Source organism: Pseudomonas sp. NPDC087804 (assembly GCF_044742965.1).
Lineage (GTDB): Bacteria > Pseudomonadota > Gammaproteobacteria > Pseudomonadales > Pseudomonadaceae > Aquipseudomonas > Aquipseudomonas rustica.
Map to the genome: position 1 here is coordinate 26786 of NZ_JBIUVN010000033.1, position 21900 is coordinate 48685.

22 protein-coding genes and 2 tRNA genes are annotated in these 21900 nt (G+C 59.0%); 15 read left to right on the forward strand and 9 right to left on the reverse strand.

Features of this window, described 5'->3' with window-relative positions:
* Positions 1–295: 295 nt before the first annotated feature.
* Positions 296–1054, reverse strand: coding sequence for a hypothetical protein (locus ACIOMO_RS25085; protein ID WP_053122697.1), 759 nt, complete (start codon positions 1052–1054; stop codon positions 296–298).
* A gap of 383 nt (positions 1055–1437) precedes the next feature.
* Here ACIOMO_RS25085 and ACIOMO_RS25090 point away from each other — a divergent pair.
* Positions 1438–1513 (forward strand) — tRNA-Glu (locus tag ACIOMO_RS25090).
* Positions 1514–1515: 2 nt separating this feature from the next.
* A tRNA-Gly gene (locus ACIOMO_RS25095) sits at positions 1516–1591 on the forward strand.
* 102 nt (positions 1592–1693) lie between these two features.
* Here the strand turns inward: ACIOMO_RS25095 and ACIOMO_RS25100 are convergent.
* The 4 genes from ACIOMO_RS25100 to ACIOMO_RS25115 form a co-directional block, all read right to left on the reverse strand.
* Positions 1694–3433, reverse strand: coding sequence for a dipeptidase (locus ACIOMO_RS25100; RefSeq protein WP_053122694.1), 1740 nt, complete (start codon positions 3431–3433; stop codon positions 1694–1696).
* 184 nt (positions 3434–3617) lie between these two features.
* Positions 3618–4256 (reverse strand): LysE family translocator, encoded by a 639-nt coding sequence (locus ACIOMO_RS25105; protein WP_400650804.1) that lies wholly within the window; start codon positions 4254–4256, stop codon positions 3618–3620.
* Between the two features lies 1 nt (position 4257).
* A complete protein-coding gene (locus tag ACIOMO_RS25110; protein WP_401244160.1) occupies positions 4258–5028 on the reverse strand; it encodes a 2OG-Fe(II) oxygenase in 771 nt (256 codons plus the stop codon).
* Between the two features lie 91 nt (positions 5029–5119).
* Entirely contained in the window at positions 5120–5746 is a 627-nt protein-coding gene (locus ACIOMO_RS25115; RefSeq protein ID WP_401244162.1) for an alanyl-tRNA editing protein, read from the reverse strand.
* 88 nt (positions 5747–5834) lie between these two features.
* Here ACIOMO_RS25115 and ACIOMO_RS25120 point away from each other — a divergent pair, with 88 nt between their 5' ends.
* Complete coding sequence (locus tag ACIOMO_RS25120) at positions 5835–6833, forward strand: LysR family transcriptional regulator (RefSeq protein ID WP_053122682.1); 999 nt, start codon at positions 5835–5837, stop codon at positions 6831–6833.
* A gap of 88 nt (positions 6834–6921) precedes the next feature.
* Here the strand turns inward: ACIOMO_RS25120 and ACIOMO_RS25125 are convergent, their stop codons facing one another.
* Together ACIOMO_RS25125 and ACIOMO_RS25130 are read right to left on the reverse strand one after the other, a co-directional pair.
* Entirely contained in the window at positions 6922–7329 is a 408-nt protein-coding gene (locus tag ACIOMO_RS25125) for a PA2817 family protein (RefSeq protein WP_053122680.1), read from the reverse strand.
* Positions 7330–7403: 74 nt separating this feature from the next.
* Entirely contained in the window at positions 7404–9851 is a 2448-nt protein-coding gene (locus ACIOMO_RS25130; RefSeq protein WP_401244164.1) for an acyl-CoA dehydrogenase, read from the reverse strand.
* A 249-nt stretch (positions 9852–10100) separates the two neighbouring features.
* Between ACIOMO_RS25130 and ACIOMO_RS25135 the strand changes: the two genes are divergently transcribed.
* The 4 genes from ACIOMO_RS25135 (at position 10101) to ACIOMO_RS25150 (ending at position 13259) form a co-directional block, all read left to right on the forward strand.
* On the forward strand, positions 10101–10760 hold the full coding sequence (locus ACIOMO_RS25135; RefSeq protein ID WP_401244166.1) for a transglutaminase family protein: 660 nt from the start codon (positions 10101–10103) through the stop codon (positions 10758–10760).
* 43 nt (positions 10761–10803) lie between these two features.
* Positions 10804–11427, forward strand: coding sequence for a glutathione S-transferase family protein (locus ACIOMO_RS25140; protein WP_401244168.1), 624 nt, complete (start codon positions 10804–10806; stop codon positions 11425–11427).
* 123 nt (positions 11428–11550) lie between these two features.
* Entirely contained in the window at positions 11551–12483 is a 933-nt protein-coding gene (locus ACIOMO_RS25145) for an ABC transporter ATP-binding protein (RefSeq protein ID WP_053122667.1), read from the forward strand.
* A complete protein-coding gene (locus ACIOMO_RS25150) occupies positions 12480–13259 on the forward strand; it encodes an ABC transporter permease (RefSeq protein ID WP_053122664.1) in 780 nt (259 codons plus the stop codon). The genes ACIOMO_RS25145 and ACIOMO_RS25150 overlap by 4 nt, the downstream gene beginning before the upstream one ends.
* Positions 13260–13474: 215 nt before the next feature.
* Here the strand turns inward: ACIOMO_RS25150 and ACIOMO_RS25155 are convergent, their stop codons facing one another.
* Both ACIOMO_RS25155 and ACIOMO_RS25160 read right to left on the reverse strand, forming a co-directional pair.
* Positions 13475–13876, reverse strand: coding sequence for a hypothetical protein (locus ACIOMO_RS25155; protein ID WP_401244171.1), 402 nt, complete (start codon positions 13874–13876; stop codon positions 13475–13477).
* A gap of 207 nt (positions 13877–14083) precedes the next feature.
* The gene (locus tag ACIOMO_RS25160; protein ID WP_401244173.1) at positions 14084–14599 is read right to left on the reverse strand and encodes a DUF2062 domain-containing protein; all 516 of its coding nucleotides are present in this window, start codon (positions 14597–14599) and stop codon (positions 14084–14086) included.
* 136 nt (positions 14600–14735) lie between these two features.
* Between ACIOMO_RS25160 and ACIOMO_RS25165 the strand changes: the two genes are divergently transcribed.
* The 8 genes from ACIOMO_RS25165 (at position 14736) to murB (ending at position 21590) form a co-directional block, all read left to right on the forward strand.
* Positions 14736–16970, forward strand: a complete 2235-nt coding sequence (locus ACIOMO_RS25165) for a DNA internalization-related competence protein ComEC/Rec2 (RefSeq protein ID WP_401244175.1) — start codon at positions 14736–14738, stop codon at positions 16968–16970.
* Between the two features lie 101 nt (positions 16971–17071).
* The gene (locus tag ACIOMO_RS25170) at positions 17072–17707 is read left to right on the forward strand and encodes a MotA/TolQ/ExbB proton channel family protein (protein WP_007908216.1); all 636 of its coding nucleotides are present in this window, start codon (positions 17072–17074) and stop codon (positions 17705–17707) included.
* Complete coding sequence (locus ACIOMO_RS25175) at positions 17704–18132, forward strand: biopolymer transporter ExbD (protein WP_053122649.1); 429 nt, start codon at positions 17704–17706, stop codon at positions 18130–18132. Before ACIOMO_RS25170 ends, ACIOMO_RS25175 begins: the two co-directional genes overlap by 4 nt.
* Entirely contained in the window at positions 18132–19142 is a 1011-nt protein-coding gene (gene lpxK, locus ACIOMO_RS25180; RefSeq protein WP_401244177.1) for a tetraacyldisaccharide 4'-kinase, read from the forward strand. Before ACIOMO_RS25175 ends, lpxK begins: the two co-directional genes overlap by 1 nt.
* A gap of 21 nt (positions 19143–19163) precedes the next feature.
* On the forward strand, positions 19164–19349 hold the full coding sequence (locus ACIOMO_RS25185) for a Trm112 family protein (RefSeq protein WP_003174668.1): 186 nt from the start codon (positions 19164–19166) through the stop codon (positions 19347–19349).
* Complete coding sequence (gene kdsB / locus ACIOMO_RS25190; RefSeq protein WP_053122642.1) at positions 19346–20110, forward strand: 3-deoxy-manno-octulosonate cytidylyltransferase; 765 nt, start codon at positions 19346–19348, stop codon at positions 20108–20110. The genes ACIOMO_RS25185 and kdsB overlap by 4 nt, the downstream gene beginning before the upstream one ends.
* Positions 20110–20574, forward strand: a complete 465-nt coding sequence (locus ACIOMO_RS25195) for a low molecular weight protein-tyrosine-phosphatase (RefSeq protein ID WP_053122639.1) — start codon at positions 20110–20112, stop codon at positions 20572–20574. Before kdsB ends, ACIOMO_RS25195 begins: the two co-directional genes overlap by 1 nt.
* On the forward strand, positions 20571–21590 hold the full coding sequence (gene murB, locus ACIOMO_RS25200) for a UDP-N-acetylmuramate dehydrogenase (RefSeq protein ID WP_053122636.1): 1020 nt from the start codon (positions 20571–20573) through the stop codon (positions 21588–21590). The genes ACIOMO_RS25195 and murB overlap by 4 nt, the downstream gene beginning before the upstream one ends.
* The last annotated feature ends 310 nt before the right edge of the window (positions 21591–21900 follow it).

The window sequence follows — 21900 nt, forward strand, 5'->3', positions numbered from 1 at the left end:
AGGCGGCCTGACAGCCGACCCATTTCTACGGTTGTACTCAATCCCTGTGGGAGCAGGCTTGCCAGCGATGACGGCCTCACAACCAACAATTATCTGACTGTCCGCACCCAATCCAACTGTAGGAGCTAGCCTGCTAGCGATGACGCCCTCACAACCAACAATTATCTGACTGTACGCACCGAATCTAATTGTGGGAGCTAGCCTGCTGGCGAAAGCGGCCTGAAATTCCCCTCAGTCCCCATCCATCACCCACAAAAAAGCCACCTCCCGGTGGCTTCTCTCGCTACTTCTTCAATCAGTCGTAAATCACTTTCTTCTTCCAGTCCGCATCCGCCTCTACATCCTTCAAACCTGTGGTCAGTTGGTTCTCTTCACCTTCCACGGGTGCAATTTTGTCCATGACCTGGGCGTTGGCGCGGGCGAGCAGTTTTTCCAGGTATTGCAGTTGTTCGGCGTAGGCCTGCGGGTCTTGTTGTTTGCGCAGGTATTGCACGCCGCGTTCGAAGGCGAGGCGGGCTTGGCCGGGTTGGTTTTGTTGCAGGGATTGTTGGCCGAGGTTGTTGAAGAATTCGATGTGCAGCAGTACGAGGATGTGGCGGACTTCGCGGATCCACTGTTTGGCTTCGTTCGGTGGCAGGAAGCCGTCGTGGGCGGCGCGGGTGATTTGGCCGTGCAGGGCTTCGAGCAGGAAGCGCACGTCTTTGGCTTTGGCTTCGGTCAGGATCGGTGCCGGCGGGTTGTTGACCGGGATCGATTCGCCCTGGGCGACGAGGGCGCTGAGTTCGCTGATGCGCGCTTTGGTGGTGGCGCTGGTTTTTTCCAGGTTGAGCAAGCGCTGGCAGACGTTGAGTTCCAGTCGGGTCAGCAACAGTTTCAGCGCAGGGGTCATGAACTGGCCGGGAAAGGTCTCGGTCAGTTCGCCGCAGCGGCGCAGGCGGTCGTTGAGTTCGACCTTGGTGCGGGCCTTCTCCAGTTTGTTGTTTTCCACCACATGGTTCATGTAGCCAATGGCGATCAGAATTGCGATCCCGGCTACAACTAGCAGGGTGATCATGAGTGGTGTCACCGGTAAGACCTCTTTATAGGGTTCACTTGCGAGTTCAGTGGCTCGGCATTCAGCTGGCTGCCGCTGCTCGACACGTTGGATCGGTAGCTTCTGTCTATATCGGCCACGCACTGCTTAGATGAATGCTGGCGCGGTAAGCGCATATGGCCATCACTGTGCGGTGGACTATAACGCCTTGGCGAGTGGCGGAATATAGGCGTCAATCGTCGGGCGACGGAAAAGCCTGATTGACTTGGTAAAGCAGGTCGAAGTCATTGATTTAAATAAATTTATATCAAGGGGTTGACGACCCCTTAATCCATCCATAGAATGCGCGCCACTTACAGCGTAAAGCACACAGCGAAACGCGGTAGGGAGTGAAGTTGTAGCGTGTCCCCTTCGTCTAGTGGCCTAGGACACCGCCCTTTCACGGCGGTAACAGGGGTTCGAGTCCCCTAGGGGACGCCATTGCGGGAATAGCTCAGTTGGTAGAGCACGACCTTGCCAAGGTCGGGGTCGCGAGTTCGAGTCTCGTTTCCCGCTCCATATTCAACAAAAACGCCGATCAGTGATGATCGGCGTTTTTGTTTGTGCGCGATTTGTCGCGGCCCAAAAAAAAGGACCTTTACGGTCCTTTTTTTGTTTCCGTCAGAGCTTCGGCAATTGCCCGATGCGCCCCATCATTTCGGTGACGATCTGCAGATCCAGCAAGAATTGGTCAACTGTCTTGAACTCGCCATCGGTGTGCCCGGTGTATTTCACCTCGGGACGCGCCAGACCGAACTGCACGCCATTCGGCAATTCATGCACCGACGTCGCGCCGGCAGAGGTGCCGAACTCGTGCTTCATGCCAAGGTTTTCCGTCGACACTGCCAGCAATGCCTTGACCCATTCGCCTTCCGGATTGCGGTACATCGGTTCGGCGATCGAGTAATCGAACGTCACGGCGACGTGGGTTTTCTTCGTCCACGCGCTCAGCTTGTCAGCGATTTCAGCCTTGAGTTTTTCTGGCGATTTGCCCTTCGGCACGCGCAGATTGACCGCCAGTTTGAAGGCTTTGTCGTTCTCACCAACGTAGGTCAAAGAAGTGGTCAGCGGGCCCATGAAACTGTCGGCGAAACCGACCTTCAAGGTGTTGCCGAGGTAATCCAGGCCCCAGTTGTCAGCGGCATAACGCGCGGCGTCGGTGAACTGGTTGTGCTTGAGGGCGACTTTGCCGTTCAGGCTATTGATGAACACCAGCATGCGCGCCACCGGGTTCACGCCCGATTCCGGCTCGGAGGAGTGCGCAGAAACACCGGTCACCGTCAGTTTGACGTCTTTGCCATCAACCTTGGCCGCCACTTCGAAGTTGCCGCCGTTGTTTTTGGCGAACTCATTGCCGGCCTTTTGCAGACTCGCCGCCAGTTCGGCAGGTTTGTCCGTCACCAACGTCACGACGGAGGCCGATGGAATCTGGTTGGTCGCCAAGCCGCCGGTCATCGAAGTGATTTCCGCACCTTTGCCTTCAGCTTTGCGCTTGGCGAAGTTGGCCATCACGGTGCCGTAACCTTTCTCGGCAATCACCACCGGGTAACCACCGTCCAGCGCCATGTTGTAGGCTGGCGTCGGGTTGTGTTCGAAGTAGTAAGGGATCGCGTCGCCGGTGGTCTCTTCGGTGGTGTCGACCAGCAGCTTGAAGTTGCGTGCCAGTGGCAGCTTTTCTTCTTTGATGACTTTCATCGCGTACATGGCGACGACGATGCCGTTCTTGTCATCCTCGGTGCCGCGACCGTACATGCGATCGCCAATCAGCGTGACCTTGAACGGATCGAGTTTGGTGCCGTCCTTGAGCACCCAGTTTTCCGGGGTAACCGGCACCACGTCGGCGTGCGCGTGAATGCCGACGACTTCATCGCCCTGGCCTTCCAGCGAAATCTCGTAAACGCGGTTATCGACGTTGCGGAAATTCAGGTTGAAAGACTCGGCCAGGCTTTTGATCTTGGCAGCGATCTTGATGAACTCAGGGTTGTCGTGCTGTGCCACACCTTCCTTCTGGAAGGTCGGAATCTCGACCAGTTCGCGCAGGGTTTCCAGCGCGGCTTTGCCGTACTTCACGCGGGTGTAAATGCCTAACAGACGATGAATCTCGTTCTGCTGCTCAGCGTTCAGGGTTTTGTTGTCGAGGAAAGCGCTGATGGCCGGGCCGAGGTTGTCGGTTTTAGCGATGTCGCTTTTGGCCAGACTGCCCAGAAACTCGCGAAAATCCGTGACGGTTTTGGCGTCGAAGGATTTCAGGATGACCGCGCTCTGCTCTGGGGTGATGTTGGCTTGAGCGGCGGTGGTGAACGAGGCGAGGCTGGCCAGCATCAGGGTAGCGGCGGCCAGTTGCTTGAGGGAAAAGTCCATTACGGAGGCATTCCTTTGCAGGCGGTTAATGAGATGTTGCCGACGGGTGTGTCAGAAACATTTCGCAAACTAACACTGCAAGCACCTGCCGTGGGAGGCTCTAAACGGGATGTGTCGCACAGAACTGCAAAAGAGGCGCACAAATGAAAAAGTCCCGGCAGGCATCGCCGGGACTTTTTTTGCATTACATGGAGAGCATCAAGCGCCCGGCGAACAGAATCAAAATCACCCCCATGCTGCGTTCGAACCAGTGGCCCATGCGCATAAACAGCACGCGTACTTTGTTGCTGGAGAAGAACAGCGCGACGATGACAAACCACAGCGCGTTTACAAAACACATCCACAAACCGTAAAGCGCCTGGATTTGCAGGGGCGTGCTGGCGCTGATGATCGTGGTGAAGATCGCCAGGAAAAACAGGGTTGCTTTGGGATTGGTCGCATTGGTCAGAAAACCGGTGCTGAACGCTTTGAACAAAGACTGTTCCACCAGCGGTTCGTCGGCCGCTTTTTCCCCTTCCAGCGCTGTCTTCGGTTTGCTGCGAATCAGGCTGACACCGAGGTACAAAATGTAAGCACCGCCAACCACTTTGGCCACGGTCAGCAACCATGGCGTGGTGTGCATCAGCGCGCCGACCCCAAGCAACGTGTACAAAACGTGCACAGAAATCCCCGCACCGATGCCCAGCGCTGTGCAGATTCCCACCAGTCGCCCGAAGCGCACGCTCTGGCGGATGGTCACCGCGAAATCAGGGCCGGGAGCGACCACGGCAAGGAAGTGAATGGTGGCCAGCGCCAGAAACTCGCCCAGGTAATTCGAATACATCTCAGCTCCAGAAAGTCAGGGGTGAAGCATTGCCGCGATAGCCGACAAAGAAGGAAAGGCTCAAACGCGGATCGGCCACGCCCGGGGTCACCGAGTGCATGCAGCGCGAATTGAACATGATGAAATCGCCGGGTTCGGGGCGTACCTCAAGGGCCGGGCGGCCCAGCAGCGTCGGGTCGATGCCGTAGCTGTCGCCGCGCATTTCGTCGAACTGATCCGGCGTGATGTCGTCGTCCCACATCTGCAAAGCGCCACCCTCGGTGGGCATGTTCAGGTACACGTTGCAGGCGAATTGCGCATCGAGGCTGCGCGCCTGAAAACTGTCCGGGGCGTCCTTGGCGAAAATGTCGTGGTGGGCGAGAAAGCACACGCCGGGCTTCACCACGCGCGACAGGCCGACGTACATTTTGCGTCCGTAGAGGTTTTCCAGATGCGCACCGGCCGGCCAGGATTCGTCGAGCATGCAGCGCAGCGTGTCGACCGGCGAGGAGTAGGGCGCGCAGCGATGGCGCAACTCGGCGATGTTGCGAGTGGCGAGTTCGAAGTAGTCCTCGATCAGCATCGGCTGATTTTCTGCCTCGTAAAACGCCATGCCGATACGGCCGATACTCGGCGCGTTGATGTAGCCCTCATAACCTGGGGCAAGAATCTTGTCGCCAATTTCGATCGCCAGCGGCCTGGGCAAAAAGCCTTTGACGCGGATGGCGAGGACTTCTTCGTTGGCCAGTTTTTTTATGCACGTCTCATCGAGACGCTCGACGTCTAGCATCATTTTATTTTAGGTCCATCTATCGATAGTCAACGGAACCGGCGAGTGCGGTTCCACGGCGTCGGGCGCTGCTCGGCGGCAGCGCCCGAAATGCTCAATCCACGCTGTAGTGGACGGACAGCGTGCCCTTCTTCTGCGAGAGGGACGCGATCGTGACTGTGCCCAGATCCTTCAGGCTACGTACATGGGTGCCGCCGCAGCCGTAGGCTGGCAGCTCACCGAAACTGATTTCCCGCGCGCCTTCGCGCAGCGAGGTGAGGCGTGGCAGATCGTGTTCGATCCACTGGCCGACGCCGTATTGAACGGTCTCGGCATCGACTTCCTGAGCGACATCGCTCGGCTTGAATTGCACTCGGCCTTCGTCCGGCCAGTGATGCGCCTTGATCGGTGTCCAGCCCATGGCCTGAACGAAATGGCCGATCAGGTGACCGGCCGAATGCATGCGTGTGTTGAAGCGACGGCGATCTTCGTCGACGCGGATACAGGTCATGCCTAGCGGTACCGGGCGATCAACGAAATGCACGATGCGCTCTGGCTCCTGCACCACGCGCAGCACCTGGCTTTCGCCGATCAAGCCGGTATCGCAAGGCTGACCACCGCCCTGCGGGTGAAACAGGGTGGCACGGAGCACCACGGCATATTCGTTTTCCTGGGGTGTGCAGTCGAGGACTTCCACGTTGGCCTTGAGGTCATCACTGTGGAAAAACAGGCGAAGCGTCATGTTTCAGGCCTTATTAAAGTTCTGTTTTTATTATATGAATCGTGCAATAACGTGATAATCCATCCAAACATCAAAGGACTTGTGCGCTGTGAGCATCAATCTGCCGCTACCGCTGCTCGGTGAAATGGCGATTTTCGTCAAGGTCGTGGAGACCGGCAGCTTCTCTGAAGCGGCTCGCCAACTGGGCTCTTCGCCGTCGGCGGTCAGTCGCAGCATCTCGCGGTTGGAGAAAGCCCTGGCCACGCGCTTGTTGCAGCGCACCACGCGCAAACTGCGCTTGAGCGATGGCGGCGAAGAGGTGTTCAAGCGCTGTCAGGAGATGGTCAGCGCGGCCAAGTCGGTGATGGAAATCAGCGGCCAGTTCACCCACGAAGCGGAAGGGTTGGTGCGCGTCAGCGTGCCGAAAGCGGTGGGGCGTTTTGTGATTCATCCGCACATGCCGGAGTTTCTGCGGCGCTATCCCAAAGTCGATGTCGAGTTATTGCTGGAGGATCGGCAGGTCGATCTGATCGATGATCATGTTGATCTGGCCATCCGCATCACCGATCGGCCGCCGGCGGGGTTGGTCGGACGTCAATTACTGACCATCGACCATATGCTCTGCGCCACGCCGCAATACCTCGCCGAACACGGCACACCCACACATCCGCATGACCTGCTCAATCACAGCTGTATTTATCTGGGCGAAACCCCGAGCGATGCGCGCTGGAAATTCAAGAAGGGCAGCAAAGCAGTGACGGTCGGCGTGCGTGGTCGCTATGCCGCCAATCACACTGGCGTGCGACTGGGCGCGGTGTTGCAGCACATCGGCATTGGCAGCCTGCCGTACTTCACTGCGCGTTATGCGTTGGAGCAGAAGTTGGTGGTGCAGGTGTTGCCGGACTGGACGTTCCTGGCTTCGTATCACGGTGGGCTGTGGTTACTGCATTCGCCGACGCGGTATCTGCCGCCGAAGCTGCGGGTGCTTATCGATTTTCTGGTGGAGTGTCTGGAGAAGGAACCGACCCTGAGCAAGCCGGGGAAGGTAGGCAATGCGAGTAACGCCGCGATGGCGTATGAACTGCCTGAAAGCGAAGGGTTGTTGTAGCGCAAAAGCAAAAGATCGCAGCCTTCAGCAGTTCCCTGTAGGAGCTGCCGAAGGCTGCGATCTTTTGATCTTCAACCAATCTATTTGATCAGTGCTTGCTGTCCTGAGCAGACATCGCCAGCAACTGCTTTTCCTGATTCCAATCGAACGGTTCGTCGTTCTGTTCAGCTTCGAAACGACGTTCTTCCAGCGCCTGATACAAGTCGATTTCTTCATCGGCCAGGTAATGCAGGCAATCACCGGCGAAGAACCACAGCAGATCCCGCGGGATCAGGTGGGCAATTTGCGGATAACGGCTAATCACTTGAGTCAGGATGTCCTGGCCCAGGTATTGGCTTTCGATCGGATCGATCGGCAACGAAGCGAGCAGTTCGTCGAAACGCTCCAGAAACAAGGCATGGCTTTCTTCGGGAACCTGTTCGGCCTCACCTACGGCGACCAGGATACTGCGCAGGTGGTCGAGCAACACAAGATGATCGGCAACGACGTTGGACACGAGATAAGTCCTCAAGAGCAAAACGGGCGCGGGAGTATAAAGCTCCTGCGCCCGCTTGGACATGGGTCTCAGGATCAGCGGACTTTGCCCTCTGCCTGTTTCAGCTCCTCTTTGTCGAAATCATCGACATCAATCACCTTGCGCCGCGCCGCTTCGGCATCACGCAGGCTCTGCGCTTCCACCGCTTGCAGTACGCCGGCCTCCAGTGCCGCGTCGATCGCGTGTTCGCCGGCGACCGGTTTGACCTGGCCGCTTTTCAGCGACGCATGCAGCTTTTTATGCAGCGGTTGCGCAGTCGTCAGCAGATCGCTGGCGTGTTGCAGCGCACCCACCGCATCGTCCGGCGATTGTGGGCGATAGCAACCGGCGAGCAGTTCTTCCAGCGCCGGATCACCTTTCGCCCGACCAATCACGCCAGCCACTTCGGCCCCGAGTTTGTCCGACGGGCCTTTGTGACGACGGCCAAACGGGAAGACGATGACGCGCAGCAGGCAACCGAAGACTTTGTTCGGGAAGTTGCGCAGCAACTCGTCCATGGCCCGCTCCGCCTGGCCGAGGCTTTCTTCCATCGCCCAGCGGAACAGCGGCTCCATGTACGCCGGCGAATCCAGATCGTGATAACGCTTGAGCGCCGCCGACGCCAGATATAAGTTGCTCAACACATCGCCCAGTCGCGCCGACAGACGCTCGCGGCGTTTCAGCTCACCACCGAGCAGCATCATGCTGAAGTCGGCAAGCATCGCGAAAGCCGCTGCCTGACGGTTAAGCGCGCGGAAGTAGCCTTGGCTGATCTTATCGCCCGGCGCATGTTCGAAGTGGCCGAAACCAAGGTTCAGCACCAGCGTGCTGGCGGCGTTGCTCACGGCAAAACCGATGTGCTTGAGCAGCAGACCGTCGAACTCTTTCAGCGCCTGATCCTTGTCCTCACGACCGGCCAGGGCCATTTCCTTGAGCACGAACGGATGGCAGCGAATCGCGCCCTGACCGAAGATCATCAGGTTGCGCGAGAGGATGTTCGCGCCTTCCACGGTGATGAAGATTGGCGCGCCGTTCCAGCTGCGCCCCAGGTAATTGTTCGGGCCCATGATGATCGCCTTGCCACCGTGGACATCCATGGCGTGGCTGATGCATTCGCGGCCGCGTTCGGTGAGGTGGTACTTGAGGATCGCCGACAGCACCGACGGTTTCTCACCCAAATCCACCGCGTTGGCCGTGAGCATCCGCGCCGCGTCCATCATCCACGCGTTGCCGCCGATGCGCGCCATCGCTTCCTGAATACCTTCGAAGGCCGACAGCGGCACGTTGAACTGCTCACGAATCTGCGCGTACTGGCCGGTGACCAGACTGGTGAATTTCGCCGCGCCGGTACCCACTGCTGGGAGCGAGATTGAACGGCCAACCGACAGACAGTTCATCAGCATCATCCAGCCTTTGCCGAGCATCTCTTGACCGCCGATAAGGAAGTCCAGCGGGATGAACACGTCTTTGCCGGAGTTCGGGCCGTTCATGAACGCCGCGCCCAGTGGCAGGTGACGACGGCCGATTTCGACGCCATCGGTGTCGGTCGGGATCAGCGCGAGGCTGATGCCGAGGTCTTCCTTGTCGCCAAGCAGATGCTCCGGGTCATAGGCTTTGAACGCGAGGCCGAGCAGTGTCGCCACCGGCCCGAGGGTGATGTAGCGTTTTTCCCAGTTCAGGCGCAGACCAATGACTTCCTGACCTTCCCACTGACCTTTGCAGATAATCCCGGTGTCGGGCATTGCGCCGGCATCGGAACCGGCGAGCGGGCCGGTGAGGGCGAAGCACGGAATGTCGTCGCCACGGGCCAGGCGTGGCAGGTAGTGATTGCGTTGTTCGTCGGTGCCGTAATGCAGCAACAGTTCGGCCGGGCCGAGGGAGTTGGGCACCATCACGGTGGAGGCGAGGTCGCCGCTACGGGTCGCGAGTTTCATCGCCACTTGCGAGTGGGCGTAAGCCGAGAAGCCTTTACCGCCAAATTCTTTCGGAATGATCAGGGCAAAAAAGCCGTGTTCCTTGATGTGCGTCCAGGCTTCCGGCGGCAAGTCCATCGACTGGCCGATCTGCCAGTCAGTGACCATCGCGCACAGCTCTTCGGTCGGGCCATCGATGAAGGCTTGTTCTTCTTCGGTCAGTTGCACCTTGGGATAGGCCAGCAGTTTGTCCCAGTCCGGACGGCCGCTGAACAGCTCACCATCCCACCACACGGTGCCGGCATCGATCGCGTCGCGCTCGGTCTGCGACATCGGCGGCAGGGTTTTCTGGAACCAGTTGAACAGCGGCGCGGTGAAATGTTTGCGGCGCAGGTCAGGCAGCAGCAACGGCGCGGCGACCACCGCCAGCAGCACCCAGAACACCAGCAGCAGCCAGCCCGGTGCGTGACTGAAAATGCCCATTGCCAATAAGTAGACGGCAACGATGCCCAACGCGGGCAGCGGGGCGATACGCCGGTGGGCGATATACGCCACGCCGACAATCAAAACCAGTATCCACAACAACAGCATATTTCAGTCCTCCGTGAACCAAGGCAAATCGACCCTCCAGAGCTTAGACCGCATCTGCAAAACCGGGTGGTCAGACCAAGGTGATTGAAATCGTGGGAAACCCCGGATGGTGTTCGTAGGTTCGATGGGCAACACGTGTGGGAAATCGTTCGGTGATCCCGCGTCTTTGCGTCCAAGTTTGGCCGAAACGTCGTTATCTCTGTGCTTGAGCTGTCGCTAGACTCCAGTTTCATCAAGGAGATTGTCGTCATGCACGAATATCTGAGTACCGGCCGCTTCACCGATAGTGACCACCCTGCGGTGGTGGAGTTCGCTGAACGACATCGGGGTGCCAGCCGCGACCCGGTCGAGCAGGCGATCAATCTTTATTACGCCGTGCGCGAAGCGGTGCGCTACAACCCTTACACCTTCAGCCGTGATCCGCAAACCCTGCGTGGCAGCTATGCATTGGCGGCGGGGGAGAGTTATTGCGTGCCCAAAGCCACGCTGCTCGCGGGTTGCGCGCGGCATTGCGGGATCCCGGCGCGGATCGGTCTGGCCGACGTGAAGAATCATTTATCGACGCCACGTCTGCTCGAATTGCTGAAAAGCGACATGTTCGCCATGCACGGCTACACCGAGTTTTTCCTCAACGATCGTTGGGTAAAGGCCACACCGGCGTTCAACCAGAAACTCTGCGAACTGTTCAACGTCGCGCCGCTGGAGTTCGACGGCATCAATGACAGTGTTTTCCACCCGTTCAATCGTGATGGCGCGCAGTTGATGGAGTACCTGGTCGATCACGGCCAGTTCACCGATGTGCCGGAAACCTTCTTCTTCGAACACCTGGAAAAATGCTATCCGCACCTGTTCGGCGATCAGCAGCCACAACTGTTGGGCGACATGCACAGCGATGTAAGCCGCGTCTGATCCGGCGTATGCTGGCCGCCCACTCATTTGAAAAGAGGCGGTCATGCTGAAGATCTGGGGACGGAAAAACTCATCGAATGTCAGGAAGCCATTGTGGGCTGCCGAGGAACTCGGTCTGGCTTACGAGGCGATTGATGCCGGGGGGGCGTTCGGTGTGGTCGACACGCCGGAGTACCGGGCGATGAACCCGAACGGTCGCGTGCCGGTGATCGAAGACGACGGTTTTGTGCTGTGGGAATCCAACGCCATCGTGCGTTATCTGCTGGGTAAACATGCGCCGAACAGCACTTGGTATTCGGCCGATCCGCAAGCCCGCGCCATCGCAGACAAGTGGATGGACTGGACGACCTCGAGTTTTGCCGGGCCGTTCCGCACGGTGTTCTGGGGCGTCTTGCGCACTCCGGCGGACAAGCAGGACTGGCCCGCGATCAACGCCGCGATCAAGGAATGCAGCGAGTTGCTGAGCATGGCCGACGAGGCGTTGGCCAGCCAACCGTATCTTTCCGGCCAAGACATTGGCATGGGCGATATCCCGCTGGGCAGTTTCATTTATGCCTGGTTCGAAATGCCCATCGAACGCGCCCCGCAACCGCATCTGCAGGCCTGGTACGAGCGCCTGAAGCAGCGTCCGGCCTACCAGAAAGCCGTTATGACCGCGTTGACTTAATACTTACTATCGACACACTTGACTGTACTTGTACGGCGGCGGCAAGCACCATTGCGCACTTGCGCTGCGGTTGGATCCATCGCCGCCGTCTCCTTTTTCCCTTCCATGGTGCGTAAATCAGATATGAGTTCCGCTCTGTCCATCCGGCAGCTAACCAAAACCTACGGCAACGGGTTCCAGGCCTTGAGTGGTATCGATCTGGACGTCGCCGAAGGTGACTTTTTCGCCTTGCTCGGCCCCAACGGTGCCGGCAAATCCACGACCATCGGCATTCTCTCGACCCTGGTCAACAAGACCAGCGGCAGCGTGAATATCTTCGGTCATGACCTCGACAAGAATCCTGCGCAGCTCAAGCGCTCGATCGGCGTGGTGCCGCAGGAATTCAACTTCAATCAGTTTGAGAAGACCTTCGACATCGTCGTCACTCAGGCCGGTTACTACGGCATTCCGGCGAAGATCGCCAAGGAACGCGCCGAGCAGTACCTGACGCAACTGGGCTTGTGGGACAAGCGTGATGTGCCGTCGCGTTCGCTGTCCGGCGGCATGAAACGCCGTTTGATGATCGCCCGCGCGCTGGTGCACGAACCGCGTCTGCTGATCCTCGATGAACCGACCGCAGGCGTCGACATCGAGCTGCGCCGTTCGATGTGGACGTTCCTCACCGAGCTGAACCAGAAAGGCATCACCATCATCCTCACCACGCATTATCTGGAGGAGGCTGAGCAGCTGTGCCGCAACATCGGCATTATCGACCACGGCACCATCGTCGAGAACACCAGCATGAAACAGTTGCTGGGCCAGTTGCACGTGGAAACCTTCTTGCTCGATCTGAAAAACGACTTGAGCGTCACGCCGCAATTGCTCGGCTACCCCGCGCGGTTGATCGACAGCCACACCCTGGAAGTCCAGGTCGATAAATCAATGGGCATTACGGCGTTGTTCACTCAATTGGCGCAGCAGAACATCGAAGTGCTGAGCCTGCGCAACAAAACCAATCGCCTTGAGGAGCTGTTCGTGTCTCTGGTGGAGAAAAATCTGTCGAAGGTGGCGGTATGAGTTCCGAGCTACGTCCCAACCTCGTCGCCCTCAACACCATCGTTTATCGCGAGGTCCGACGCTTCACGCGGATCTGGCCGCAGACCCTGCTGCCGCCGGCGATCACCATGGTTTTGTACTTTGTGATCTTCGGTAACCTGATCGGTCGACAGATCGGCGACATGGGTGGCTTCACCTACATGCAGTACATCGTGCCGGGGCTGATCATGATGTCGGTGATCACCAACTCCTACGGCAACGTGGTGTCGAGTTTCTTCGGCAGCAAGTTCCAGCGTTCCATCGAGGAATTGATGGTCTCGCCGGTGTCGCCGCACACGATCCTGATCGGCTATACCTGCGGCGGCGTGCTGCGCGGTTTGATGGTCGGCGTGATCGTGACGATTCTGTCGATGTTCTTCACCGATTTGCAGGTGCATCACCTCGGCGTGACGATTTTGGTGGTGGTACTGACGGCGACGATCTTCTCGCTGCTGGGCTTTATCAACGCCGTATTCGCGCGCAACTTCGATGATATTTCGATCATTCCGACGTTCGTGCTGACGCCGCTGACTTATCTGGGCGGCGTGTTCTATTCGATCACCTTGCTGCCGCCGTTCTGGCAGACCGTATCACTGGCCAACCCGGTGCTGCACATGGTCAACGCCTTCCGGTACGGCATTCTCGGTGTGTCCGACATAAAGATCGGCATCGCCATCACCTTCATGCTGGTGGCGACGGTGGTGCTGTACCTCGGTTGTGCGCGGTTGCTGGTGAGTGGGCGCGGGATGCGTACCTGATCCAGAACCGCGTCGGCTACTTCGCGAGCAGGCTCGCTCCCACAAGAGATCTTCAGCGCAACGTAGATCCAATGTGGGAGCGAGCCTGCTCGCGAATGCAGACAACACAAAACAAAAAACGGCCTGCCATCGCGGAGGCCGTTTTGCATTGAGGATGTGTCGTTGGCCAACCCGGTGCTATATCTCGGTTGTGCGCGCTTTTCTCCAGATCGGGTTTAGGCCGTATTTGGGATAACCAAGTACACGTGACTTATTAAAACCTTGTGTTTTGTTGTAAACGCGACGGTCAGTTGTTGTAAGTCTTCCTTGATATGAACGTCGAACCTGAATGCGTTGCCAATCTCGCTGTCGGTGGTGAAACTGTAGCTGAAGGAGGTTTCGTCAATTTTCACAGTCGAGCCATGTTCGCCATATGTCATTGCCCAAACTTCCAGGCTAATGACATCGCCTTTTTTTAAATCAAGATCTGTTATTCGTTGTGAGAGTGTTGCCTCATTATTTGTCAGCGTCGCTCCCCGCGTTGTGAAATCGACGCCGTGATGAATCCAGTGTTCTCCACCGTTGGAAAATTTGCTGTCTTTTATTACGTTGGTATCTGTCGGTATCTGCTCGTGCATATTCAATCCCTTTGTCTTATTTGAGATTGCGAACTTCGCTTTCTCGAAGGGTGAAGCTGTGCATTTGGGAGAGATACTTTCGGGCGGATTGAGAACATATGGCTACTGTCAGAAATTACAGGTTGAGCCTGATTCCGACGTGCGGTTGTTATTCGGGATAATTCGCGAGACAAAAAAAACGGCATCCTCAGATGCCGCTTCCGCGTTTTACATTCGCTTTCTTTTTCTCCGTGCCCACTGCCGCGCCACCCACCAACGCCAATACATCATCACCATAAAATAAGCGAGGGCACCGAGCACCAGTCCCACCACCACCGACCCCAGCAAAAACGGCTGCCACAACGTCGACAACTCACCGCTGATCCATTCCCAGGTCAGCTCATCGGGCAGATGCCGCGCGGGCACATCCATCAGCCACGCCCCGGCCTGATAGGTGCAGAAAAACACCGCCGGCATAGTGATCGGATTGGTCAGCCAGACCAGGCTCACCGCAATCGGCATATTGCCGCGCACCATGACGGCAAGCGCAGCTGCCACCAGCATCTGCGCCGGAATCGGCAGGAAAGCGGCAAACAATCCGACCGCCATCGCCCGCGCGACCGAGTGGCGATTGAGGTGCCAGAGGTTCGGGTCATGCAGCAACTTACCGAGAAAGCGTAAGGATTTGTGTTCCCTGATGCTCGTCGGGTCGGGCATGTAACGTTTGAATAAGCGCCGGGGCATAAGGCTTCTCGGTCGGTTAAGGCGGCAAGTATGTCTGGATTCGATGAACCGCCCATTCAGACTTTGTGACAATTGTTGACGGCGCAAGTGCGCAACACCCGCTATGCCTAAGAACGGGACTCTCAAGGACGGGCTTATGCGCACAGGGATGATGGCGCTGGCAGTCGGTCTGCTGGCCCCGATGTTTTTACCGGCATTACCGCCGGTCGGGTTGATGCTGGTGTTGCCGGTGGTGGGTTTGATGCTGCTGCCGTTTCGCAGCTATCCCTTGGCATTTTTATTGTTTGGCTTCACCTGGGCTTGTGTCAGCGCGCAATGGGCGCTGAATGATCGACTGCCCGCGCATCTCGACGGTGAAACCCGTTGGCTCGAAGGGCAGGTGGTCGGCTTGCCGCAAAATGCGGACGGCGTGGTGCGTTTCGAACTGGCCGATGCGCACTCGCGTCACGAAAAACTGCCGTCGCTGTTGCGTCTGGCCTGGTACGCCGGGCCGCCGGTCAACAGCGGCGAGCGTTGGCGATTGGCGGTCAAACTCAAGCGTCCCGTTGGTTTGCTCAATCCGGATGCGTTCGATCACGAGGCGTGGCTGCTCGCGCAACGTGTCGGCGCGACCGGCACAATCAAGGATGGCCAGCGCCTGAGTGAAGCACGCTGGGCCTGGCGCGACAGCATTCGTCAGCGCTTGTTGGCAGTGGACGCGCAAGGTCGCGCCGGAGCATTGGCAGCGCTGGTGCTGGGCGACGGTTCGGGGCTCAGCCGTGAGGATTGGCAGATTTTGCAGGACACTGGCACTGTGCATTTGCTGGTGATTTCCGGGCAGCACATCGGTTTGCTGGCGGCGGTGATGTACCTGCTGGTCGCCGGGCTCGCGCGTTTTGGACTGTGGCCATTGCGCTGGCCATGGTTGCCGTGGGCCTGCGGATTGGCGTTCGCAGCGGCGCTGGGTTACGCCTTGCTCGCTGGTTTCGACGTGCCGGTGCAGCGCGCCTGCGTGATGGTCGGATTGGTGTTGTTGTGGCGCCTGCGCTTTCGTCATCTGGGCGCATGGTGGCCGCTGCTGCTGGCGTTCAACGGCGTGCTGTTGCTGGAACCGCTTGCCAGTTTGCGTCCGGGTTTGTGGCTGTCGTTCGCGGCGGTGGCGGTGTTGATTTTCACCTTTGGCGGCCGCTTGGGCGCGTGGCGTTGGTGGCAAACGTGGACGCGGGCGCAATGGTTGATTGCCATCGGTTTATGCCCGGTGCTGCTGGCGCTGAATCTGCCGATCAGTCTGAGCGGGCCGCTGGCGAATTTGCTCGCGGTGCCGTGGATCAGTCTGGTGGTGTTGCCGCCGGCGCTGCTCGGCACTGTGTTGTTGCCGGTTCCTTATGTCGGCGAAGGGCTGCTGTGGCTGGCCGGTGGCTTGATCGATTGGCTGTTTCGCGCACTGGCACTGATTGCCGGGCAATGGCCTGCGTGGATTGCGCCGTCGTTACCGTTCTGGGTGTGGATTCTCGGCAGTCTCGGTGCCGTGCTGTTGCTATTGCCACGCGGGGTGCCGCTGCGACCGCTGGGCTGGCCGTTGCTGCTGATTCTGCTGGTGCCGCCGCGCGAGCGACTGGACGAGGGATTGGCCGATGTCTGGCAGCTCGATGTCGGCCAAGGCCTGGCGATCCTGATCCGAACCCGCCATCACACGCTGCTCTACGACGCCGGCCCGCGCTTCGGCGATTTCGATCTCGGTGAACGCGTGGTGCTGCCAGCCCTGCGCAAGCTCAGCGTGGACAATCTCGATGTGATGCTGCTCAGTCACGCCGACGCCGATCATGCCGGCGGTGCGCTGGCGATTGCGCGGGGCATGAAAGTCCTCCGTGTATTGAGCGGCGATCCGCCGGGCCTGCCTGCCGAATTGAGCGCTGAAGCCTGCGAAAGTGGCGAGCAATGGCAGTGGGACGGTGTGCGTTTTCAACTGTGGATGTGGTCGGACGCCCGCGACAGCAACCAGCGCTCCTGTGTATTGCAGATCGAAGCCAACGGCGAGCGTTTGCTGCTGACCGGCGATATCGATGTCCATGCTGAGCGCGTTCTGCTCGACAGTCCGTTGGCGGTGCCAACGCAATGGCTGCAATCCCCGCACCATGGCAGTCGTAGCTCGTCATCCATGGCCCTGCTCAACGCGCTGAAGCCCGACGCCGTGCTGATCTCCCGAGGCCACGGCAACGCCTTCGGCCATCCGCACCCGACCGTGCTGGCGCGCTATCGCAAGCAAGGCCTGCGCATCTACGACAGCGCCGAGCAGGGCGCCATTCATCTGCAACTGGGCCGCTTTCAAGCGCCGTGGACGATGCGTCAACAGCGGCGTTTCTGGCGCGATCCGCCTGCGCTCGCCCGTTGATCGGTGCCAGCATGGATGGCACATCACGGTCGTCGGAGCGGCGGGTCTTAATCGCGGATCGGTATGGTAAAGTGGCGCACTTTTTCGAGGGGACTGTCACTGTGTGGGAATTGGTCAAATCCGGCGGCTGGATGATGTTGCCGATCATTCTGAGTTCCATCGCGGCCATGGCGATTGTCGCCGAGCGCCTGTGGACCCTGCGCGCCAGTCGCGTCACCCCCGAGCATTTGTTGGGCCAGGTCTGGGTCTGGATCAAGGACAAACAGCTCAACAAAGAAAAACTCAAGGAACTGCGTGCCAACTCGCCGCTGGGGGAAATCCTCGCCGCCGGTCTGGCCAACTCCAAGCATGGTCGCGAGATCATGAAAGAGTGCATCGAAGAGGCCGCCGCCCGCGTCATCCACGAGCTCGAACGCTACGTCAACGCGCTGGGCACCATCGCTGCGATGTCGCCGTTGCTCGGCCTGTTGGGTACGGTGCTGGGCATGATCGACATTTTCAGTGCCTTCACCGGTTCCGGCATGACCACCAACGCCTCGGTATTGGCCGGTGGTATCTCGAAAGCGTTGATCACCACGGCGGCTGGCCTGATGGTCGGTATTCCGGCGGTGTTCTTCCATCGGTTCCTGCAACGCCGTATCGACGAGTTGGTGGTCGGCATGGAGCAGGAAGCGATCAAACTGGTTGAAGTGGTGCAGGGCGACCGTGACGTCGATCTGGCCGAGGGCCGCGCGTGAAATTCCGTCGCAAACCACGGGAAACGATCGACATCAACCTCGCGTCGCTGATCGACGTGGTGTTTATCCTGCTGCTGTTTTTCGTCGTGACCACCACGTTTACCCGCGAAACCCAGTTGCGCGTTGATCTGCCGGAAGCCGTCAGCGGCTCGCCCGCCGAAGATCAGCAGCTCAAGCAGATCGACGTGGCCATCAGCGCTGAAGGCGTGTTTTCGGTGAACAACAAGATTCTGCCGAAAAACGATCTGGCGACATTGATGGACGCGATGCAGAAAGAATCCAACGGTGACACCAATATGCCGTTGTCGATCAGTGCTGACGGCAAGACTCAGCATCAATCCGTGATCACCGCCATGGACGCGGCCGGCAAGCTCGGTTTCAGTCATCTGCGCATGACCACGGTCGAGGCGGCGCCCAAATCCTGATGAGCCTGTCCGATCGCTTGCTCGCCGCGTGGTATCAGGGGCACCCGGCCCTGACGCTGCTGCGGCCGCTGGAAATGTTGTATCGCCGCGTGGTGGTCAACAAGCGTCAGCGTTTTCTCGATGGCCAAGGCGAAATTTATCAGCCGCCGGTGCCGTTGATCGTGGTCGGCAACATCACCGTGGGCGGCACCGGCAAAACGCCGATGATCCTCTGGTTGATCGAACACTGTCGGCGCAGTGGTTTGCGCGTCGGCGTGGTCAGCCGTGGTTACGGCGCCAAACCGCCGCAATTGCCATGGCGCGTTGACGCGGATCAAACCGCTGACATCGCGGGCGACGAGCCACTGCTGATCGTCCAGCGCACCGGCGTGCCATTGATGATCGATCCCGATCGCAGCGCCGCCGTCAAAGCCTTGCTCGCGAGTGAACCGCTGGATCTGATTCTCTCCGACGACGGCATGCAGCATTACCGTCTGGCGCGAGACCTGGAGCTGGTGTTGATTGATGCCGCTCGCGGTCTCGGCAATAAACGCTGCCTGCCGGCGGGGCCGTTGCGTGAGCCGATCGAACGTCTGCAAAGCGTCGACGGCGTATTGTTCAACGGTGCCACCGAAGATCGCGACGACGGTTTCGCTTTCCATCTGCAACCGACCGCGCTGGTTAATCTGCGCAGTGGCGAGCGCAAGTCGCTCGAGCATTTTGCGCCGGGGCAGAGCGTCCACGCAGTCGCCGGGATCGGCAATCCGCAACGTTTCTTCAACACCCTCGAAGCGCTAGACTGGCGCGCAGTCCCGCATGCATTTGCCGACCACGCTGAATACAGCGTGCAGGCCTTGAATTTCACACCGTCATTGCCGTTGGTGATGACCGAAAAGGACGCGGTGAAGTGCCGTGCCTTCGCTGCTGCCGACTGGTGGTATCTGGCGGTCGATGCCGTGCCGTCGCCGGCCTTCGTGGCCTGGTTCGACACACAGCTGATGCGCCTGCTGCCCGATCGGCTTTTGCCTTAACTCATTTATCAGGGAAAGTTCATGGACACCAAATTGCTCGACATCCTCGCGTGCCCGATCTGCAAAGGCCCGCTCAAGCTCAGCGCCGACAAGACCGAACTGATCAGCAAGGGTGCCGGCCTGGCGTACCCGATCCGCGATGGCATCCCGGTGATGCTCGAAAGCGAAGCCCGCACCCTGACCACCGACGAGCGTCTGGATAAATGACCACCGCCTTCACCGTTGTCATCCCGTCGCGTTACGCCTCGACCCGTCTGCCCGGCAAACCGCTGCTGGACATTGCCGGCAAGCCGATGATCCAGCACGTCTGGGAACAGGCGAGCAAAAGCAGCGCGAGCCGCGTGGTCGTTGCGACTGACGATCCGCGCATCGTCGAGGCCTGCAAAGGCTTTGGCGCCGAAGTGGTGCTGACCCGTGAAGATCACAATTCCGGCACCGATCGTCTGGCTGAAGTCGCGGCGAAACTGGGCCTTGAGCCTGACGCGATCGTGGTCAACGTGCAGGGCGACGAGCCGCTGATTCCGCCGAGCGTGATCGATCAGGTCGCTGCCAACCTGGCCGCACACACCGAAGCGCGCATGGCCACCCTGGCCGAGCCGATCGAAGACGTGGAAACCCTGTTCAATCCGAACGTGGTCAAGGTCGTCAGCGACATCAACGGTCTGGCGCTGACCTTCAGCCGCGCGACTTTGCCATGGGCACGCGATGCCTTCGCCAAAAGCCGCGAGCAACTGCCGGAAGGTGTGCCGTACCGTCGCCATATCGGCATTTATGCCTACCGCGCCGGGTTCCTTCAGGACTTCGTGAGCTGGGGCCCGTGCTGGCTGGAAAACACTGAATCCCTCGAGCAACTGCGTGCGCTGTGGCACGGCGTGCGTATTCATGTTGCTGACGCGTTGATCGCGCCGCCGACTGGCGTCGACACCGTCGAAGACCTCGAGCGCGTTCGTCGCCTGCTGGGGGCCTGATGCGCGTTCTGTTTGTGTGCCTGGGCAACATTTGCCGGTCGCCCACGGCTGAAGGCGTGTTACGCCACAAGTTGCGCGCCGCAGGGCTGGCGGATCAGGTTGAAGTGGCCTCCGCCGGCACCGGTGACTGGCACGTCGGCAATCCGCCGGACAAACGTAGCCAGGCCGCTGCCAAAGTGCGCGGTTATGACTTGTCGGCGCAACGCGCGCAGCAAGTCAGCCGCGCCGATTTCGCCAGTTACGATCTGATTCTGGCGATGGACAACAGCAACCTGCGCAACCTCAAGGCCCTGCAACCGTCCACCGGCCGCGCCGAACTGGATCTGTTCCTGCGCCGTTATGCCGGGCTCGTCGATGAGGTGCCGGATCCGTATTACGACGGCGATCAAGGGTTCGAGCAGGTGCTGGATCTGATTGAAGCGGCTTGTGACCAATTGTTGATCGAAGTGAAGGGCCGGTTATGAGTTTGCAGGTGCAACCGCAGGTTTCCCTGAAACCGTTCAACAGTTTTGGCGTCGACGTTCGCGCGCAACTGTTCGCCGAAGCCCATAGCGATGGCGATGTTCGTGAAGCGCTGGCCTATGCCGTTGCTCATGATGTGCCGCTGCTGGTGATCGGCGGTGGCAGCAATTTGCTGCTCACGGCAGATATTCCGGCGCTGGTGCTGCGCATGGCTACACGCGGGATTCGTGTGATCAGCGATGACGGCAACCGTGTGGTGATCGAGGCGGAAGCGGGCGAACCGTGGCATCCGTTCGTGCAGCACACGCTGGCGCTAGGATTTTCCGGACTGGAAAACCTCAGCCTGATTCCTGGCACCGTTGGCGCTGCGCCAATGCAGAACATTGGCGCTTACGGCGTCGAGATTAAAGATGTGTTCGCCGGGCTTACCGCGTTGGATCGCCAGACCGGCGAGCTGCGCGACTTCAGCCTCGAAGAGTGCAACTTTGCCTACCGCGACAGCCTGTTCAAACAGCAGCCGGGGCGTTGGTTGATTCTGCGGGTGCGTTTCAAACTGGATCGCGTCGCCCATCTGCATCTGGAATACGGCCCGGTGCGTCAGCGCCTGACCGAGCAGGGCATCGAACAACCGACGCCGACCGACGTCAGCCGCGCGATTTGCAGCATCCGCAGCGAAAAACTGCCGGATCCGGCGGTGCTCGGCAATGCCGGCAGCTTCTTCAAGAACCCGCTGGTGTCGGCGGCCATCGTCGCGCAGATCAAAGCGCAGCATCCGGATGTGGTGGCTTATGCGCAGCCGGATGGGCAGATGAAGCTGGCGGCGGGTTGGCTGATCGAACGCGCCGGTTGGAAAGGTTTCCGTGAAGCCGATGCCGGCGTGCATAAATTGCAGGCGCTGGTGCTGGTCAATTACGGCGCGGCGACCGGCCTGCAATTGCTCGATCTGGCGCAACGTATCCAGAAAGACATTGCCGAACGTTTCAATGTCGACCTGGAAATGGAGCCCAATCGGTATTGAAGCAGCTGCGAGCTTCAAGCTTCTAGCGGCAAGCTACAATCTTGAGCGTGAGCCAGCAACTGCTCTTACTTGCAGCTTGCAGCTAAAAGCTCGCCACTGAAAAGCCCTGTATCAGCAGGGCTTTTTCGTTAATGTTGGGTTAACTTAGCGAGCTAACGATAACCGTCATTTGCTCCACCAAAGGCCCGGTGCAGACATTCCTGTCGACACAAGAGAGCCTCATTAGCCTGAGTCGATCTGCGTGAACCACCGCCGATGCAACGGCGGCAGATTGCTCGACCCCATAACCACCAAAAATATGCGGGCGTGC

Bases quoted from the DNA above. Each gene is read 5' to 3' on its own strand.
- ACIOMO_RS25140 (WP_401244168.1), top strand. From the start codon at position 10,804: ATGCTGAAGATCTGGGGACGGAAAAACTCATCGAATGTCAGGAAGCCA.
- ACIOMO_RS25145 (WP_053122667.1), top strand. From the start codon at position 11,551: ATGAGTTCCGCTCTGTCCATCCGGCAGCTAACCAAAACCTACGGCAAC.
- ACIOMO_RS25155 (WP_401244171.1), bottom strand. From the start codon at position 13,876: ATGCACGAGCAGATACCGACAGATACCAACGTAATAAAAGACAGCAAA.
- ACIOMO_RS25115 (WP_401244162.1), bottom strand. From the start codon at position 5,746: ATGACGCTTCGCCTGTTTTTCCACAGTGATGACCTCAAGGCCAACGTG.
- ACIOMO_RS25160 (WP_401244173.1), bottom strand. From the start codon at position 14,599: ATGCCCCGGCGCTTATTCAAACGTTACATGCCCGACCCGACGAGCATC.
- ACIOMO_RS25085 (WP_053122697.1), bottom strand. From the start codon at position 1,054: ATGATCACCCTGCTAGTTGTAGCCGGGATCGCAATTCTGATCGCCATT.
- ACIOMO_RS25165 (WP_401244175.1), top strand. From the start codon at position 14,736: ATGCGCACAGGGATGATGGCGCTGGCAGTCGGTCTGCTGGCCCCGATG.
- ACIOMO_RS25100 (WP_053122694.1), bottom strand. From the start codon at position 3,433: ATGGACTTTTCCCTCAAGCAACTGGCCGCCGCTACCCTGATGCTGGCC.
- ACIOMO_RS25105 (WP_400650804.1), bottom strand. From the start codon at position 4,256: ATGTATTCGAATTACCTGGGCGAGTTTCTGGCGCTGGCCACCATTCAC.
- ACIOMO_RS25135 (WP_401244166.1), top strand. From the start codon at position 10,101: ATGCACGAATATCTGAGTACCGGCCGCTTCACCGATAGTGACCACCCT.
- ACIOMO_RS25195 (WP_053122639.1), top strand. From the start codon at position 20,110: ATGCGCGTTCTGTTTGTGTGCCTGGGCAACATTTGCCGGTCGCCCACG.
- murB (WP_053122636.1), top strand. From the start codon at position 20,571: ATGAGTTTGCAGGTGCAACCGCAGGTTTCCCTGAAACCGTTCAACAGT.
- kdsB (WP_053122642.1), top strand. From the start codon at position 19,346: ATGACCACCGCCTTCACCGTTGTCATCCCGTCGCGTTACGCCTCGACC.
- ACIOMO_RS25150 (WP_053122664.1), top strand. From the start codon at position 12,480: ATGAGTTCCGAGCTACGTCCCAACCTCGTCGCCCTCAACACCATCGTT.
- lpxK (WP_401244177.1), top strand. From the start codon at position 18,132: ATGAGCCTGTCCGATCGCTTGCTCGCCGCGTGGTATCAGGGGCACCCG.
- ACIOMO_RS25110 (WP_401244160.1), bottom strand. From the start codon at position 5,028: ATGATGCTAGACGTCGAGCGTCTCGATGAGACGTGCATAAAAAAACTG.
- ACIOMO_RS25185 (WP_003174668.1), top strand. From the start codon at position 19,164: ATGGACACCAAATTGCTCGACATCCTCGCGTGCCCGATCTGCAAAGGC.
- ACIOMO_RS25130 (WP_401244164.1), bottom strand. From the start codon at position 9,851: ATGCTGTTGTTGTGGATACTGGTTTTGATTGTCGGCGTGGCGTATATC.